Here is a 15985-nt window from a genome sequence, read left to right as displayed (position 1 = left end):
GCACATGAGCCCCATCGAGAATTCGGATTCGGCGGCCTGGAGAGAGCTCGAGGCAGTACGCGCCGAGGCCGCTGCGCTCCGAAGGCAACTCGCCGATTCGCCGGATCGCGCACGGGAATTGGAAGCCCGCATCGATTCGCTGACCATTCGCAACACGAAGTTGATGGACACCCTCAAAGAGGCGCGCCAGCAGCTGGTCGCGTTGCGCGAGGAGGTCGATCGGCTGGGTCAGCCGCCGAGCGGCTACGGCATCCTGATCGGCGTGTACGACGATCAAACGGTCGACGTGTTCACTTCGGGCCGCAAGATGCGGTTGACCTGTTCGCCGAACATCGACACCGCCACCCTCGAATACGGTCAGACCGTGCGTCTCAACGAGGCGCTCACGGTCGTCGAGGCCGGCGTCTACGACGCGGTCGGCGAGATCGGCACCCTGCGCGAGATCCTCGACGACGGTCGTCGCGCACTGGTGGTCGGCCACGCCGACGAGGAGCGCGTCGTCTGGCTGGCGGGTCCGCTGGCCAAGGTCGCCGAGATGGACGACCTGGAGGACCCCGACTCCCCGATCCGCAAGCTGCGCCCCGGTGATTCGCTGCTGGTGGACACCAAGGCGGGCTTCGCGTTCGAACGCATCCCCAAGGCCGAGGTCGAAGACCTTGTGCTGGAAGAGGTTCCGGATGTCGACTACAGCGACATCGGTGGCCTCGGCAGGCAGATCGAGCAGATCCGCGACGCTGTCGAACTGCCCTTCCTGCACAAGGACCTGTTCCGCGAGTACGCGTTGCGTCCGCCCAAGGGCGTGCTGCTCTACGGCCCGCCCGGCTGCGGTAAGACGCTCATCGCCAAGGCGGTGGCCAACTCGCTGGCCAAGAAGATCGCCGAGGCGCGCGGTGAGGATGCCAAGGAAGCCAAGTCGTTCTTCCTCAACATCAAGGGCCCCGAACTGCTGAACAAGTTCGTCGGCGAGACCGAGCGCCACATCCGGATCATCTTCCAGCGGGCGCGTGAGAAGGCGTCCGAGGGTACGCCGGTGATCGTGTTCTTCGACGAGATGGACTCCATCTTCCGCACCCGTGGTTCGGGCGTGTCCTCCGATGTGGAGACCACGGTCGTGCCGCAGCTGCTCTCGGAGATCGACGGTGTCGAGGGGCTGGAGAACGTCATCGTGATCGGCGCCTCCAACCGCGAGGACATGATCGACCCCGCGATCCTGCGGCCCGGCCGGCTCGACGTGAAGATCAAGATCGAGCGGCCCGACGCCGAGTCGGCGCAGGACATCTTCTCGAAGTACCTGGTCGAGGACCTGCCGCTGCACGCGGACGACGTCGCCGAGTTCGGTGGCGACAAGGCGATGTGCATCCGGGCGATGATCGATCGGGTGGTCGAGCGGATGTACGCCGAGAGCGAGGACAACCGCTTCCTGGAGGTCACCTACGCCAACGGTGACAAGGAGGTCCTGTACTTCAAGGACTTCAACTCCGGCGCCATGATCCAGAACATCGTGGACCGCTCCAAGAAGTACGCCATCAAGTCGGTCCTCGACACCGGCAACCCGGGTCTGCGCATCCAGCATCTCTACGATTCGATCGTGGACGAGTTCTCCGAGAACGAGGACCTGCCCAACACCACGAATCCCGATGACTGGGCGCGTATCTCGGGCAAGAAGGGCGAACGGATCGTCTACATCCGCACGCTGGTGACCGGCAAGAACGCCAGCGCCAGCCGGGCGATCGACACCGAGTCCAACACCGGTCAGTACCTGTAGGATTCGCCACGAGAAGCCGCGCTCCCCTTGGGGGCGCGGCTTTTTCGTTTCTTGGGTGGGAAGCCGCAGGTCGCTCGCGCCGCGACAGCGCGCCGAACGGGCGACTTCGGGCCGTGTGTCGCGGATCGGGGCAGACTCGAGCGTATGACCAAGCAGATGCAGACGATCGTCGAGACGGCTTCGGGTCCGGTGCGCGGTGTCGCCGAGGGGGCGGTGACGGCCTACCGGGGCGTGCCGTACGCCACGGCGAAACGGTTCGAAGCGCCGCGGCGGGCACGGTGGACCGACGTGCTGGACGCGACGGAATCCGGCCCGGCCGCACCGCAACTCGCCTCCCGGCTGGCCCGGGTGATGGGGCCCTTCGACGTGCCGCAGGCGGAGAACTGCCTCTCGCTCAACGTGTGGGCCCCGCCCGGCGACGGCCATCCCGTGCTGGTGTTCGTGCACGGCGGTGGCTATTCCAGCGGTGCGGGCAGCCTCGACTGGTATCACGGCGCGGAGCTCGCGGCGCGCGGCAACGTGGTCGTGGTGACGCTGAACTATCGCCTCGGTGTGCTCGGGTTTCTGCGCCTGCCCGGTGTCAGCGACGGCAACCTCGGGCTGCGCGACCAGATCGCCGCCTTCACCTGGGTGCGCGAGAACATCGCCGCGTTCGGCGGCGACCCGGAGCGGGTGACGGCCGCGGGTCAGTCGGCGGGCGCGATCTCCCTGGTGGCCTTGCTGTCGGGGCAGCCGGGGCGCGGGTTGTTCCAGCGGGCCATCCTGCAGAGCACGCCGCTCGGCATGGCGCCCGCGACGCCGGAGGAAGCCGAGCGGGTCGGCGCGGAACTGTTGCGGGAGTTGGACATCGAGGCCGCCCGACTCGACGACGTTCCGGTGGCCGAGCTGCTCGCCGCGCAGTCGGCGGTCGCGAGCCGCGCGTCGTCGCGGGTCATCCCGCCGTTCCAGCTGACCGGCGACGGCACGGTCGTCGCCGCCGATCCCCTCGACACGGTGGGCCGCGAGGCGGACCTGCCGATCCTGATGGGCATGACGCGCGACGAGGCGGCGGCGTTCCTTCCCGACGATCCGGGCCGCGTCGCGGCGGCCACCGAGCAGCTGTTCGCCGGACCGACCCGGCGGCTGGCGGCGGCGCTCGCCGAACGCGGGGTAGCGCCCTGGCTGTTCCGGTTCGACTGGCAGCCGGCGGACAGCCCGTTCGGTGCGTGCCACTGTCTCGAGCTGCCGTTCCTGCTCGGCGATGCGGCGGCCTGGCGGGCGGCGCCGATGCTGTGCGGCGAGCGCCCCGAGCGGCTGGTCGACGAGATGCGCGGCAGCTGGCTCGATTTCGTCACGATCGGCGATCCGGGCTGGGCACGTGGGGAGACCCGGCACTTCACTGACTGACCGTGCTAAAATCTGGCCGTGCGGTCAGAAAATGGTACAGATGGCCAACGCAAGTCGTTCATCGAGGAGGCGCGGCGCCGCCAGATCATCGCCGCGGCGGTAGAGGTGATCTCCGAGGTCGGGTACGGCAGCGCGTCGCTGGCGCGGATCGCCGAGCGCGCCGGGATCTCCAAGGGGGTCATCTCCTACCACTTCGCGGGCAAAGACGACCTGATGACGCAGTTGGTGGTCCAGCTCTACGTCTCCGGTGGCGAACACATCGGTCCGCGGGTAGAGGCGGCGGTCGGGCTGCGGAACAAGCTGCTGGCCTACATCGAATCCAATCTGGACTTCATCGACGCCAACCGGACGTACGTCGCGGCGCTCACCGATGTGGTGTGGAATCTGCGCGACGCGAACGGCAGCCCGAAGTTCGCCTCCGCCGACGGCGAACGCGAGATCATCACACCGCTGATCGACCTCATGGCCGAGGGGCAGCGCAGCGGCGAGTTCGGCGAATTCGATGCGGTGGCAATGGCGAAGACCCTGCGCGACGCGATCGACGGCGCGGCAGGGCGCACGATCCGCGAGCCCGACTTCGATATGGGCACGTACGCCGCGCACGTGTGCCGGCTGTTCGACCTGGCCACCAGGAAGGTGAGTAACGATGACTGAGGTTGCGCTGCACCGTGAACCACGGCCCGATATGCGAGAGCCGCTGCCGCCGTTCGCCTTCGCCGGTGTCGGTGCGATCGCGTTGGCCGCGACGATCGGGCTGATCGCCGCGCTGGACCGATACGGGTTCTTCGGTGACGAGCTGTATTTCGTCTCCGCGGGGCGTCGCCTCGCCCCCAGCTACGCCGATCAGGGGCCGCTGTTGCCCGCGATCGCGCGGCTGATGGACCTGATCGCCCCGGGATCGGTGGTGGCGCAGCGTATTCCGGCGCTGCTGGTCACGATCGCCGCGATCGTGCTCAGCGCGCAGATCGCCAGGGAATTCGGCGGCTCCCGCACTGCGCAGGTGCTCACCGCCGCCGCCTACGCGACCTCGCCGTTCCTGCTCGTGCAGGGTACGCAGTTGGCCACCAATACGATCGACACCGCGCTGTGGGTGCTGATCAGCTGGTTGCTCATCCGCTGGGTGCGCACCAGGCGGGACGCGTTGCTGCTGTGGGCGGCGCTGGCCACCGCGGTGGACATGCAGGTGAAATGGCTGATCCCGTTCTTCTGGGTCGCCGTCGCGATCGGCGTGCTGTGCTATGGCCCGCGCGAGCTGTTGCGCAGGCCCGCGCTGTGGTCGGGTGCGGCGCTTGTGCTGCTCGTGACGGTGCCGAGTCTGCTCTGGCAGGCGGCTCACGGGTGGCCGCAGCTGCGGCTCGGCGCGGTGATCGCGCAGGAGCAGGCCACCATCGGCGGCCGCTACGCCTGGTTGCCGCTGGCGTTGATCATGGCGGGCCTGCTGGGCGCGCTGCTGCTGAGCTATGGAATCGTGGTGTTGTTCCGCTGGGAACCGTTGCGGCAGTATCGGTTTCTGGCATTGCTGCCGATCGTGCTCGCCGTGGTGTTCATCGTGACCGACGGCAGGCCGTACTACGCGGTCGGGTGCTACGCCGCGATCATGGCCGCGGGCGCGGTGCACTGGACCGCGCATTGGGCGCGCTGGCGCACCGTCGTCACGATCCCGGTGGTCGTGCTCTCCGCGGGCATCGTCTACTTCTCGCTGCCGTTCACCCCGGAGTCCGAGATCGAACCGGCGCGTAGCGATGCGGACGTGGGCTTGAATCTCTCGATCTACGGCAGGAACGGCTGGCCCGAGCTCGCCACCTCGACCGCGACCGCGTTCGATGCGCTGCCCGAGTCGGTGCGGGCGCACACGGTGCTCATCGCCGATTCCTATTGGCAGGCAGCCGCGCTCGACGTGTTCGGGCCGGGACACGAGCTGCCCGCCGTCTACAGTCCCAACCGTGGCTTCGGCTACTTCGGCACCCCGCCCGACACGGCGACCACGGTTGTCTGGGTGGGCGGCGCGGAAGCCGACCTGCGCGCGCTGTTCGAGTCGGTGACGCCGATCGGCCGCGCGGACGTCCGCCTCGGTATTCCGGGCCTCACCCGGGACACGACCATCTGGCGATGCGACGGCCCGCGCGTGCCGTGGTCCCAGAATTGGCCGAACATGTTGCGACTGGACTGATTCCGCGCCGCGATCCGGGCCGGTGAAAACCGGTGGCGAGCGGTGCCGCGGTTCTGGCACGCTGCGGGCATGGTCGACGAGGTATTCACCGATGCCCGGCTCGCGGCACTGTACGACCTGTTCAGCCCGGCGGACGAGCGCGCGGATCTCGCGTTCTACCTACCGCTGATCATGCGGGCACGGTCCGTGCTCGACCTCGGCTGCGGCACCGGCGCCCTGCTGCACCGCGCTCGCGCGGCCGGGCACCGGGGTCGACTCTGCGGCCTGGACCCGGCGCCGGGCATGCTCGAGGTGGCCCGGCGGCGGACCGACATCGAATGGGTGCTGGGCGACGCAACGGCCCTGCACGGGTGGCGTAGGCAATTCGACCTCGTCGTGATGACCGGGCACGCGTTCCAAGCCCTGGTCGGCGACGACGAGTTGCGGTCCACCGTGGCGACGGTCGCGGCGGTGCTCGACGCGACCGGGAGTTTCGTCTTCGAGACCCGCAATCCGGCCGCGCGCGAATGGGAGACGTGGCATCGACGGTACTCGGGGGAGGTGGCCGACGAGGCCGGTGCGCTCGTGCGGTGCGTGTGCGAGGTCGTGCGGCCGGTGCGCGGCGATACCGTCTCGTGCACGCACACCTTCCGGAGTTCGGGCTGGGCGCGGCCGCACGTGAGCCACTCGACGCTGCGGTTTCTCGGCCCGGCGGCGCTGGGTGAGCTGTTGTCCGGCGCAGGATTGCGCGTCGCCGCACAGTTCGGCGACTGGGATGGGCGCCCGCTCTCCGACCGTGGCCCGGAGATCATCACGGTCGCAAGGCATTCGGCACCGCGTGGCTCGTCCGGACATGACGGTGGCGGCGTCCCGGGGGACGCCGCCACTGCCTTCGGCGCGATCTAGTCGCGTGTGGTGGTTACGGATTCGAGCACGACATCGTTGGCAGGCGCACCGTCCGCGCCGCCCTGTGTGCCCGCCGCGGCCACCGACGCCAGCACGTCCATGCCCGCGGTGACGCGGCCGAACGGCGTGTAGTTCGGCGGCAGCTGGCTGTCCTGGTAGACGAGGAAGAACTGGCTGCCGTTGGTGTTCGGCCCCGCGTTCGCCATCGCGACCGTGCCCGCCGGATAGGTCGCACCCGCCAGGTTCTCGTCCGGGAACCGGTAGCCGGGGCCGCCCATCCCGTTGCCCTGCGGGTCACCGCATTGCAGCACGTAGATGCCTGCCGTGGTCAGCCGATGACACTTGGTGTGGTCGAAGTACTGTTCGGCGGACAGGAACGCGAACGAGTTGACCGTGCGCGGTGCGGCCGCCGCTTCCAGGTCGAGTTGCACGGTGCCGCAGTTCGTTTGGAGCGTCGCCCGATAGGTCGCGCCTGCGTCGATGGCCATGCCGGGTTCGGCGGGCCACTGCTTGCCGTTCGGCGCCACCGCAGCCTCCCCGCACTGGGCGGGGGCCTGTGTCCGGACATTCCAGGTCTGCGCGGAGACGCCGCCGCTGGCGAAGGCCGCGAGCGCGGCCGCGACCGCCGCCACGCCGGCCATCCGTAGTAATGCGCGCGGTACCCCGAACCGCGATCCGTGCTTTCCGCTGTCGCTCTGCCGCCCCTGGACTTCGCTGCTCACCGCTAGAAATCTCCTTCGATCGGGTTGCGCACCGGACGATGCCGTGCCGAATCATTCCATCTCCCCGGCCAGAACGGGCCTGGACGGCGTGATCGGCCGGAAAACATCCGGCGTCGCGCGCCCCAACGGCGTTCGTGCGGTCGGGGTCGAGCTCAGGGACGGCGGCTGCGGCGGTAGGTGGGTACGGCGGTGGTCGCCGCGGCGAGTTCGGCGGCCAGCCAGTCGATGTCGGCGTCGGTGAGCGGGGCGGTGGTGATGCGGAGGTGATCGGTCGGCGGGTGCGCGCCGACGACGAAGGGGCCGCCGGGGGCGGCCTTGATGCCCGCGGCGGCGAGCGAGATCATCGCGGCGTTCTCGTCGGCGACCGGCAGCCACAGATTGATACCGTCGGGGCGGGGGACCACGACGCCGCGGCGGGCCAGGGCACGGCGCAGTTCGGCCGAGCGCCTGCGGTATTCGGCGCGTGCGGCGGTGACGGCGTGCACCGCGTGGTCGTCCTCGAGCATGCTGAGCAGTACCCGCTGCAGCAGCCTGCTCGTCCAGCCCGCGCCGAGCATGCGGCGTTCGAGCACCGGATCGAGCAGGTCGGCGGGCCCGCCGACGGCGGCCAAACGCAGATCGGCGCCATGGGATTTCGAATACGAGCGAATGTGCACGGTGCGCCGGGGGAGCCTGCTGCCGAGCGAACGCAGTGGGGCGGCGGCGATTCCGGCGGAGTGGTCGTCTTCGAGCACCAGGGTGTCGGTGTCCTGCAGTACGTCGGCGAGTTCCCTGGCGCGCCGCGCGGTGAGCGACACACCTGTAGGGTTCTGTGCCCGCGGTTGCAGGATCAGCGTCGTCACACCGTGGTCGGCGACCGCGCGGGCGAGTTCGTCGGGCAGCGGCCCGGATTCGTCCATCCGCACCGGAACGGGTCGCGCCCCGAGTCCGGCGAGCAGGTCGAGAAACGGTGGGAAGCAGGGATCTTCGACCGCCACCGCGTCCCCGAATCGCACATGCGCGGTCAGTATGCGATCGACCGCGTCCAGCGCGCCGTCGAGGATCGCCAACCGCTCGGCCCGAAAGGGCCAGTCCGCCCGCACCTTCGCGGCCAGTTCCGGTAGCACCGCCTCACCGAGATAGTCGGCGCCGAGGTCGCCTGCCCCGTCCCCGGTCAGGTGCCGCAGCGCCGCACCGAGGTCAGGCAGCAGCTCGGGATCGGGCGTGCCCCGCGCGAGATCGATCCGAAAAGCGCTGTAGGACGGTGGATGCAGCCGTTGATAGCGTCCGCCGGTCACGGCCGCCGGACCGGCGTGTCGCGCGTTCACGAATGTGCCTGCCCGGCCCCGCGCCACGATCACCCCCGCGGCTGCCAGCGCCCGCCACGCCTGATTCACCGTCGCGGGGGAGACCTTCCATTCCCGGGCCACCTCCCGCACCGTCGGGAGTCGCGTGCCCGGCGCCAGCTCACCGGATCGGACCAACCGGCTCACCGCCGCCGCGATCCCGGCCGCCGTCCGATCGGGCAGCTCAGCGAGAAACAACCCGGCCCCCGTCACCGCGCGTTGGTTTCCGACCGAACGGTCTGCGAGGTGCGGATTCAGGTCGCTCACATGGTCATTCTGCGTGGTGGGAGGGGGTGGGGCCATGGCCACTGCCAAGGTTTACGGCTACGAAACTGTTTCCGCAATTCTGTAACACAACCGAATTGGTTCGGAGTGAAGTATAACAAAGCATGGGAATCGTTCGAGCGGCGCTCGTCCAGACCAACTGGACCGGCGACAAAGAGTCCATGATCAAAGCGCATGAGGATTACGCACGGCAGGCGGCCGCGCAGGGCGCGAAGGTGATCTGCTTCCAGGAGTTGTTCTACGGCCCGTACTTCTGCCAGTTGCAGGACGCGAAGTTCTACGAGTACGCGGAGTCGGTGCCGGGTCCGACCACGGACCGATTCGCCGCGCTGGCAAGGGAATTGGGCATGGTGATGGTCCTGCCGGTGTACGAGCAGGAACAGCCGGGCCTGCTGTACAACACCGCGGCGGTGATCGACGCCGACGGTACGTATCTCGGCAAGTACCGCAAACATCATATTCCGCATGTCAACGGGTTCTGGGAGAAGTTCTACTTCCGTCCCGGCAATCTCGGCTGGCCGGTGTTCGATACCGCGGTCGGCAAGGTCGGCGTCTATATCTGTTACGACCGACATTTCCCGGAGGGCTGGCGGGCGCTCGGCCTGGCCGGCGCGGAGATCGTGTTCAATCCGTCCGCGACCTCGCGCGGCCTGTCGGCGTATTTGTGGAAACTGGAGCAGCCCGCCGCCGCGGTGGCCAACGAGTACTACATCGGCGCGATCAACCGGGTCGGCATCGAGGAGTACGGCGACGACGACTTCTACGGCACCAGCTATTTCGTCGATCCGGAGGGGAAGTTCGTCGGCGAGGTGGCCTCCGACACCGCGCCGGAGCTGGTCATCCGCGATCTGGACCTCGACCTGATCAAGACGGTGCGCGACCGGTGGGCCTTCTACCGCGACCGCAGGCCGGACGCGTACGGTCCGCTGGTGGCGCCCTGAGGCCGGTGATGTTGCGATGACTCTGACCTTCATCCACGGTGGCACGGTGGTCTCGGCCACCGGCTCGCAGCCGCTCGATGTGCTGGTGGACGGCGAAACCATTGCCGCCGTGCTGCAACCGGGCACCACTACCCTCGGCGCGGATCTCGCCGCCACCGCCGACGTCGTCATCGACGCGACCGGCAAATACGTGATTCCCGGTGGCGTGGACGGGCACACCCACATGCAGATGCCGTTCGGCGGCACCGAGGCCTCCGACACCTTCGAGACCGGCACCCGCGCGGCCGCCTGGGGCGGCACCACCACGATCGTCGACTTCGTGGTGCAGACGCCGGGGGAGCGGTTGCAGGACACGCTCGGCGCCTGGCACCAGAAGGCCGACGGGAAGTGCGCGATCGACTATGGCTTCCACCAGATCATCGGGGCGGTGAACGACGAATCCCTCCAGGGGATGCGCGAATTGGTGTCCGAGGGCGTCACCAGTTTCAAGCTGTTCATGGCCTACCCCGGCGTCTTCTACTCCACCGACGGCCAGATCCTGCGCGCCATGCAGGCGGCGGGCGATCTCGGCGCGCTGCTGATGATGCACGCGGAGAACGGCATCGCGATCGACGTGCTGGTCGAACAGTCCATCGCCCGCGGCGACACCGCTCCGTACTTCCACGGCACCAGCAGGCCGTGGCAGCTGGAGGAGGAGGCCACCCATCGCGCGATCATGCTGGCGCAGTTGACCGGTGCCCCGCTGTACGTGGTGCACGTGTCGGCCAAGCAGGCGCTGGAGCAGATCGCCACCGCACGGGGCAACGGCCAGAACGTCTTCGGCGAGACCTGCCCGCAGTACCTGTATCTCTCGCTCGAAGAACAGTTGGGCGCACCGGGTTTCGAGGGCGCCAAATGGGTGTGCTCGACGCCGCTGCGGTCCAGGGCCGAAGGGCACCAGGACGAGCTGTGGCGCTACCTGCGCACCGGCGACGTCACCACGGTCAGCACCGACCACTGCCCGTTCTGCATGAAGGACCAGAAGGAGCTGGGCCTCGGCGATTTCAGCAAGATCCCGAACGGTATCGGCGGCGTGGAACATCGGATGGACCTGATGTTCCAGGGCGTCAAGAGCGGCCGGATCACGCTGGAGCGCTGGGTCGAGGTCTGCTGCACCACGCCCGCGCGGATGTTCGGCATGTATCCACGCAAGGGCGTGATCAGTCCGGGCGCCGACGCCGACATCGTGGTCTACGACCCGAACGGGCACACCAGTATCGGGCTCGGCAAGGCCCATCACATGAACATGGACTATTCGGCGTACGAGGGGTTCGAGATCGACGGGCACGTCGACACCGTGCTCTCGCGCGGCCGGGTGATCGTCGACGCGGGCGCGTATCTGGGCAGCGCCGGACACGGCCGATTCGTTAAACGCGGCCTGTCGCAGAACCTGATCTGATCCAGCGGCTGGCCCGCCCAGCCGCATCGACTTCGAAACGGAGTGTGCCGCATGGACATCGGTGTGGTGCTGCAATGCACACCGCCCGCCTCCCGGGTGGTCGAACTGGCCAGGCAGGCCGAAACGCACGGCTTCTCCCATGTCTGGACCTTCGACTCGCACCTGCTGTGGCAGGAGCCCTACGTCATCTACAGCCAGATCCTGGCGGCCACCAGGAAGGTCACCGTCGGCCCGATGGTGACCAACCCGGCCACCAGGGACTGGACGGTGACCGCGTCGACCTTCGCCACGTTGAACGACATGTTCGGCAACCGCACGGTGTGCGGGATCGGCCGCGGTGACTCCGCGGTCCGTACGCTCGGCGGCAAGCCGAGCAACCTGGCGACGCTGCGCGAGGCCATCGAGGTGATCCGGGAACTCGGCAACGGGCGCAGCGCCAGGGTCGACGACAAGATCGTGCGGTTCCCCTGGGCCGGGAGTTCCCGGCTCGAGGTGTGGGTAGCCGGATACGGCCCGCGCGCACTGGATCTCACCGGCGAGGTGGCCGACGGGTTCATCCTGCAACTGGCCGATCCGGACATCACCGCCTGGACCATCGCCAGGGTGCGTGCCGCAGCAGAACGGGCCGGTCGTGATCCTGGCGCGGTGCGAATCTGTGTCGCCGCACCGGCTTACGTCACCGATGGTTCGGCCGAGGCACTGGCCCACGCCCGCGACCAGTGCCGGTGGTTCGGTGGCATGGTCGGCAACCACGTGGCCGACATCGTCGCGAAATACGGGACGGGCAGCGATGTTCCGGCCGCGCTCACCGAATACATCGCGGGCAGGCAGGGTTACGACTACAACCAGCACGGTCGCGCGGGCAATGCGCACGCCGAGTTCGTACCCGACGCCATCGTGGACCGCTTCTGCCTGCTCGGCACCCCCGACGATCAGCTCGCGCGCCTGCGCGAACTGGAGAAGCTCGGCGTCGATCAGTTCGCGGTCTATCTGCAGCACGACGCGAAGTCGGCCACGCTAGAGGCGTACGGCGAATCGGTGCTGCCCCGGCTGGCGCACCCGGTGATCGCCACGGAGGGCGCTTGATACCCGCGGACTACCTGGTCTGTGCCGGGGCGGGTAGGTCGGAGTTGAACGGGTGGCTCGCCGGGACCGGTCACCGCCTGCCGGGCTCTCGAATCCGGCGGTGCGAGAACGTGAGCGAGGTTCGATGAAGGGTCGATGGGTACGCGCCGGTTACGCGGTTGTCGTGTTCGCCCTGGTGGTCGGCGTCTGGGAGCTGGTGAAGTTCGCGGTTCCCGAGCGCGGTGTGAGCATCGGCGCGCAGCGGGTCCTGCCGCGCACGGGTGACGCGGCGCTGCCGCACGTGTGGTCGGTGGTGACGGTGCTCGGTGAGCGCGACGGCACGGGCACGGTCGGCACGACCCTGGTGCGCACGGCGGGATTCACCCTGGGACTGGCCCTGCTCGCGCTCGCGATCGGGGCCGTGGTCGGGGTGCTGCTCGCCGTGCTGATGCAGCGTTTCGCCTGGGTGGAGCGCGGCCTGCTGCCCTACATCATCGTCTCGCAGACGGTTCCGTTGATCGCGCTCGCGCCGCTGGTGGCCGGGTGGGGCGGCAAGATCGTGATCGCGGGCGAGCCGTGGCGGCCGTGGATGAGCATCGCGGTGATCGCGTCGTATCTGGCGTTCTTCCCGGTGGCGGTCGGCATGCTGCGCGGCTTGCAGGCACCGGCGAAGGCCTCGGTGGAGCTGCTGCACAGCTATTCGGCGAGCTGGTGGGAAACGCTGGTGCACTTGCGCTTTCCCGCCGCGGTGCCGCACCTGCTGCCGGCCCTGCGCCTGGCCGCCGCCGCGTCGGTGATCGGTGCCGTGGTCGCCGAGATCTCCACGGGCACGGCGGGCGGCATCGGTCGCCAGATCATCGTCTTCTCGCAGCAGGCCACCGGCGACGCGTCGCGCCTGTTCGCGGCGGTCCTGGCCGCGGCGCTGCTCGGTGTGGTGATCACCGCCGTGGTCGGGCTCATCGAACTGGCGCTGCGCCGCTACAGCAGACCACCGGGCTCGGTCGACGCGACAGGGCCGGGTCGGTGACTCGGCGGTGCGGCCGGGCCACGGCACGAACCGAACGAAGTCCGAAGACCGTGGACACCAACGCATTCGACGACAAACGAACGCACAGTAGGGACCGCCCGCGTCGCCGGGCGGGCAGTTTTTCAGGAGGTATCCATTGACCGCCAAAGCAAGACCGGCCGTCGCGACCGCGGCGCCGGACGGGGCGGACGAGCAGGTGGGTACCACCGATCTCGCCGAACACTGCGCGCGGCGCCTGGCCGCGGTCGAACTGGGTCACGTGGGCAAGATCTTCGGCGCCGGGTCGGTCACCGCGCTGTCGGACGTCTCACTGACCGTCGCCGCCGGCGAATTCGTCTCGCTGATCGGCCCGTCCGGGTGCGGTAAGTCGACGCTGCTACGGATCATCGCCGACCTGGAGCAGCCGAGCAGCGGTACCGTGACCGTGCACGGCAAGAGCGCACGGCAGGCCAGGCTCGATCAGGACTACGGCATCGCCTTCCAGCAGTCCGGCCTGCTCGACTGGCGCACCGTACAGGCCAATGTGGAGCTGCCGCTCGAGCTGCACAAGGTGCCGCGGGCCGAACGCCGCTCGCGCAGTGCGGAATTGCTGGAGATGGCCGGGCTGTCCGAGTTCGCCAAGCGCTATCCCGCCGAGCTGTCCGGCGGCATGCAGCAGCGGGTGGCGATCGTGCGGGCGCTGGCGCCCAAGCCGTCGCTGCTGCTGATGGACGAACCGTTCGGCGCGCTCGACGAGATGACGCGCGAGCGGATGCAGACCGAACTGCTGCGCATCGCGGGGGAGACCGAGGCGGCGGTGGTGTTCGTGACGCACTCCATCCCGGAGGCGGTGTTCCTGTCCGATCGGGTGGTGGTGATGTCGCCGCGGCCGGGCCGGATCACCGAGATCGTGCCGACCGGCGGATGGGGCCGCCGCGACGCCGCGGCGGCGGCTGACGATGTGCGGTCCAGCGCGGCGTTCTTCGAGGCCGTGGCCGCGGTGCGGGAGGCGTTGCGCGGCGGGTCGGCCGATCCGGGGGCGGTCGCGGGACGGGACGTGCGGTGACGGCGGCCTGGAAGGCGCTGCCGTCCTGGCGAACGGTGCTGCCGCCGTTGCTGTTCGGGGTCGGCGGACTGGCGCTGTGGCAGCTGGTCACCACCGTGGCCGGGGTGCCGTCGTTCCTGCTGCCTACGCCGAGCGCGATCGCGCGCGAGTTCACCGCGAACTTCGACCGCATCCTCGACGCCTCGCGCGCCACCGGCGCCAACGCCTTGCTCGGTCTGCTGGTCGGCGGTGTGCTCGGCATCGTGGCCGCGATGCTCGCCGTCCGGTTCCACCCGGTGGACGGACTGCTCACGCCGCTCGCCGCGGCGGCGGCCGCGATACCGATCGTCGCTCTTGCCCCTCTGCTGAATTCGATGTACTCGACGACGACGGACACCCCGCGCCGGATGGTGGTCACCATCGTGGTGTTCTTCCCGATGTTCGTCAGCACGGCGCGTGGTCTGCGGCAGGTGCCGCAGGTGCACACCGACCTGATGACCTCCTATGCCGCGGGCGGCTGGCAGATCACCCGCACCGTGCGGCTGCCCGCCGCGCTGCCGCACCTGTTCACCGGCCTGCGCATCGCCGCGCCCGGTGCGGTGATCGCGGCCGTCATCGCCGAGTACTTCGGCGGCCTGCAGAACGGGCTCGGCAGCAGGATCACCTCGGCCGCGGCCAACACCGCCTATCCGCGGGCATGGGCCTACGTGGTCGGCGCCATGCTCGTCGGCCTGCTGTTCCTCGCCGCCGTCCTGCTCCTCGAACTACTCACCCGCAGACCCCGCACCACCCTCTGGAGAACACCATGACCCAGTCCACCAAGCGTTTTCGTGCCTGTCTCGCGCTGGTCACGCTGGCCGCGGCCGCGTTGACCGGCTGCAGCACCACCGACGGCGCCTCGACCACCACCGCGGACGGCCTGACCAAGGTCCGCCTGCAGTTGCAATGGTTCAAGCAGGGGCAGTTCGCAGGCTATCTGGCTGCGGTGGATCAGGGCTTCTACAAGGAGCAGGGCCTCTCGGTCGAAATCCTGGACGGCGGAACCGATATCGTCCCGCAGACCGTGCTCGCACAGGGACAGGCCGACTACGCGATCGCCTGGGTGCCCAAGGCGCTGGCCTCCCGCGAGGCGGGCGTCGGGATCACCGAGGTCGCGCAGATCTTCCAGCGTTCCGGCACCAAGCAGGTCTCGTTCAAGTCCGACAACATCACCGACCCCGGCGCGCTGCGCGGCAAGACGGTCGGGAACTGGGGCTACGGCAACGAGTTCGAGCTCTTCGCCGGCATGACGAAGGCCGGTCTCGACCCGGCGAAGGACGTCAAGCTGGTGCAGCAGCAGTTCGACATGAACGCCTTCCTCGCCAGGGACATCGCGGCGGCCCAGGCGATGTCCTACAACGAGTACGCCCAGCTGCTGGAGACGAAGAACCCGGCGACCGGAAAGCTCTACACCGCCGACGATTTCACCACCATCGACTGGAACGACCAGGGCGTCGCGATGCTCCAGGACGCGATCTGGGCCAACACCGAGAAGCTGCGGGATCCGAAATATCAAGAGCTGACGACGAAGTTCGTCGCGGCCTCGCTCAAAGGCTGGGCGTTCTGCCGCGACAACGTCGACAAGTGCCGCGACATCACCGTCGCCGCGGGCAGCACCCTGGGCGCGTCCCACCAGCAGTGGCAGATCAACGAGGTGAACAAGCTGATCTGGCCGGCCCCCGCCGGTATCGGCATGGTGGACAAGGCGGCGTGGGATCGCACGGTGCGCATCGCCAAGGACACCAAGAACCAGGAGGGCGTCACCGTGCTGCGCGAGGACCCGGACGCGGACGCCTATACGAACGAATACGTCAGCAAGGCGGTGGAATTGCTGAAGGCCGATGGTATCGACGTGACCGGCGCCGGCTATGCGCCGAGCCAGGTCACGCTGCATGAGGGAGGCAAATAACCTT

Annotated in this window: 14 protein-coding genes; 12 read left to right on the top strand and 2 right to left on the bottom strand. The window is 68.7% G+C overall.

Annotated features, from left to right (window positions below):
• Positions 1 to 4: 4 nt before the first annotated feature.
• The 5 genes from arc (at position 5) to F5X71_RS21830 (ending at position 6206) form a co-directional block, all read left to right on the top strand.
• Positions 5 to 1765, top strand: coding sequence for a proteasome ATPase (gene arc / locus F5X71_RS21850; RefSeq protein ID WP_167463731.1), 1761 nt, complete (start codon positions 5 to 7; stop codon positions 1763 to 1765).
• Between the two features lie 144 nt (positions 1766 to 1909).
• Positions 1910 to 3151 carry a carboxylesterase/lipase family protein gene (locus tag F5X71_RS21845; protein WP_167463730.1) on the top strand — a complete coding sequence of 414 codons (1242 nt, stop codon included), beginning with the start codon at positions 1910 to 1912 and terminating at the stop codon, positions 3149 to 3151.
• An 18-nt stretch (positions 3152 to 3169) separates the two neighbouring features.
• Entirely contained in the window at positions 3170 to 3805 is a 636-nt protein-coding gene (locus F5X71_RS21840; protein ID WP_167463729.1) for a TetR/AcrR family transcriptional regulator, read from the top strand.
• A complete protein-coding gene (locus tag F5X71_RS21835; protein WP_238815387.1) occupies positions 3798 to 5321 on the top strand; it encodes a glycosyltransferase family 39 protein in 1524 nt (507 codons plus the stop codon). Before F5X71_RS21840 ends, F5X71_RS21835 begins: the two co-directional genes overlap by 8 nt.
• Before the next feature lie 69 nt (positions 5322 to 5390).
• A complete protein-coding gene (locus F5X71_RS21830; RefSeq protein WP_167463728.1) occupies positions 5391 to 6206 on the top strand; it encodes a class I SAM-dependent DNA methyltransferase in 816 nt (271 codons plus the stop codon).
• On the opposite strand, the gene F5X71_RS21825 is transcribed toward F5X71_RS21830, so the two are convergent.
• Together F5X71_RS21825 and F5X71_RS21820 are read right to left on the bottom strand one after the other, a co-directional pair.
• Complete coding sequence (locus F5X71_RS21825) at positions 6203 to 6928, bottom strand: peptidylprolyl isomerase (protein ID WP_342803736.1); 726 nt, start codon at positions 6926 to 6928, stop codon at positions 6203 to 6205. The genes F5X71_RS21830 and F5X71_RS21825 overlap by 4 nt on opposite strands.
• Positions 6929 to 7080: 152 nt before the next feature.
• The gene (locus F5X71_RS21820; protein WP_238815386.1) at positions 7081 to 8520 is read right to left on the bottom strand and encodes a PLP-dependent aminotransferase family protein; all 1440 of its coding nucleotides are present in this window, start codon (positions 8518 to 8520) and stop codon (positions 7081 to 7083) included.
• A gap of 122 nt (positions 8521 to 8642) precedes the next feature.
• Here F5X71_RS21820 and F5X71_RS21815 point away from each other — a divergent pair, with 122 nt between their 5' ends.
• From F5X71_RS21815 to F5X71_RS21785, 7 genes are all read left to right on the top strand, one after another.
• Complete coding sequence (locus F5X71_RS21815; RefSeq protein WP_167463726.1) at positions 8643 to 9479, top strand: nitrilase-related carbon-nitrogen hydrolase; 837 nt, start codon at positions 8643 to 8645, stop codon at positions 9477 to 9479.
• A gap of 16 nt (positions 9480 to 9495) precedes the next feature.
• The gene (gene hydA, locus F5X71_RS21810) at positions 9496 to 10917 is read left to right on the top strand and encodes a dihydropyrimidinase (RefSeq protein WP_167463725.1); all 1422 of its coding nucleotides are present in this window, start codon (positions 9496 to 9498) and stop codon (positions 10915 to 10917) included.
• A 51-nt stretch (positions 10918 to 10968) separates the two neighbouring features.
• Positions 10969 to 12003 carry a TIGR03842 family LLM class F420-dependent oxidoreductase gene (locus F5X71_RS21805; protein WP_167463724.1) on the top strand — a complete coding sequence of 345 codons (1035 nt, stop codon included), beginning with the start codon at positions 10969 to 10971 and terminating at the stop codon, positions 12001 to 12003.
• Positions 12004 to 12127: 124 nt separating this feature from the next.
• Positions 12128 to 13009 (top strand): ABC transporter permease, encoded by an 882-nt coding sequence (locus F5X71_RS21800; protein WP_167463723.1) that lies wholly within the window; start codon positions 12128 to 12130, stop codon positions 13007 to 13009.
• A 136-nt stretch (positions 13010 to 13145) separates the two neighbouring features.
• Positions 13146 to 14054 carry an ABC transporter ATP-binding protein gene (locus tag F5X71_RS21795; RefSeq protein ID WP_238815385.1) on the top strand — a complete coding sequence of 303 codons (909 nt, stop codon included), beginning with the start codon at positions 13146 to 13148 and terminating at the stop codon, positions 14052 to 14054.
• On the top strand, positions 14051 to 14842 hold the full coding sequence (locus F5X71_RS21790) for an ABC transporter permease (protein ID WP_238815384.1): 792 nt from the start codon (positions 14051 to 14053) through the stop codon (positions 14840 to 14842). Before F5X71_RS21795 ends, F5X71_RS21790 begins: the two co-directional genes overlap by 4 nt.
• Positions 14839 to 15981 carry an ABC transporter substrate-binding protein gene (locus F5X71_RS21785; protein ID WP_167463722.1) on the top strand — a complete coding sequence of 381 codons (1143 nt, stop codon included), beginning with the start codon at positions 14839 to 14841 and terminating at the stop codon, positions 15979 to 15981. Before F5X71_RS21790 ends, F5X71_RS21785 begins: the two co-directional genes overlap by 4 nt.
• Positions 15982 to 15985 lie beyond the last annotated feature (4 nt).

The sequence above is a fragment of the Nocardia brasiliensis genome (assembly GCF_011801125.1).
Lineage (GTDB): Bacteria > Actinomycetota > Actinomycetes > Mycobacteriales > Mycobacteriaceae > Nocardia > Nocardia brasiliensis_C.
The sequence above is the reverse complement of the archived record's forward strand: the minus strand, read 5'-3'. Positions and strand labels throughout refer to the sequence as shown.

Excerpts from the sequence above, each read along its gene's own strand:
- F5X71_RS21785 (WP_167463722.1), top strand. The coding sequence starts at position 14,839 with ATGACCCAGTCCACCAAGCGTTTTCGTGCCTGTCTCGCGCTGGTCACG.
- F5X71_RS21845 (WP_167463730.1), top strand. The coding sequence starts at position 1,910 with ATGACCAAGCAGATGCAGACGATCGTCGAGACGGCTTCGGGTCCGGTG.
- F5X71_RS21835 (WP_238815387.1), top strand. The coding sequence starts at position 3,798 with ATGACTGAGGTTGCGCTGCACCGTGAACCACGGCCCGATATGCGAGAG.
- F5X71_RS21805 (WP_167463724.1), top strand. The coding sequence starts at position 10,969 with ATGGACATCGGTGTGGTGCTGCAATGCACACCGCCCGCCTCCCGGGTG.
- F5X71_RS21815 (WP_167463726.1), top strand. The coding sequence starts at position 8,643 with ATGGGAATCGTTCGAGCGGCGCTCGTCCAGACCAACTGGACCGGCGAC.
- F5X71_RS21830 (WP_167463728.1), top strand. The coding sequence starts at position 5,391 with ATGGTCGACGAGGTATTCACCGATGCCCGGCTCGCGGCACTGTACGAC.
- arc (WP_167463731.1), top strand. The coding sequence starts at position 5 with ATGAGCCCCATCGAGAATTCGGATTCGGCGGCCTGGAGAGAGCTCGAG.
- hydA (WP_167463725.1), top strand. The coding sequence starts at position 9,496 with ATGACTCTGACCTTCATCCACGGTGGCACGGTGGTCTCGGCCACCGGC.
- F5X71_RS21800 (WP_167463723.1), top strand. The coding sequence starts at position 12,128 with ATGAAGGGTCGATGGGTACGCGCCGGTTACGCGGTTGTCGTGTTCGCC.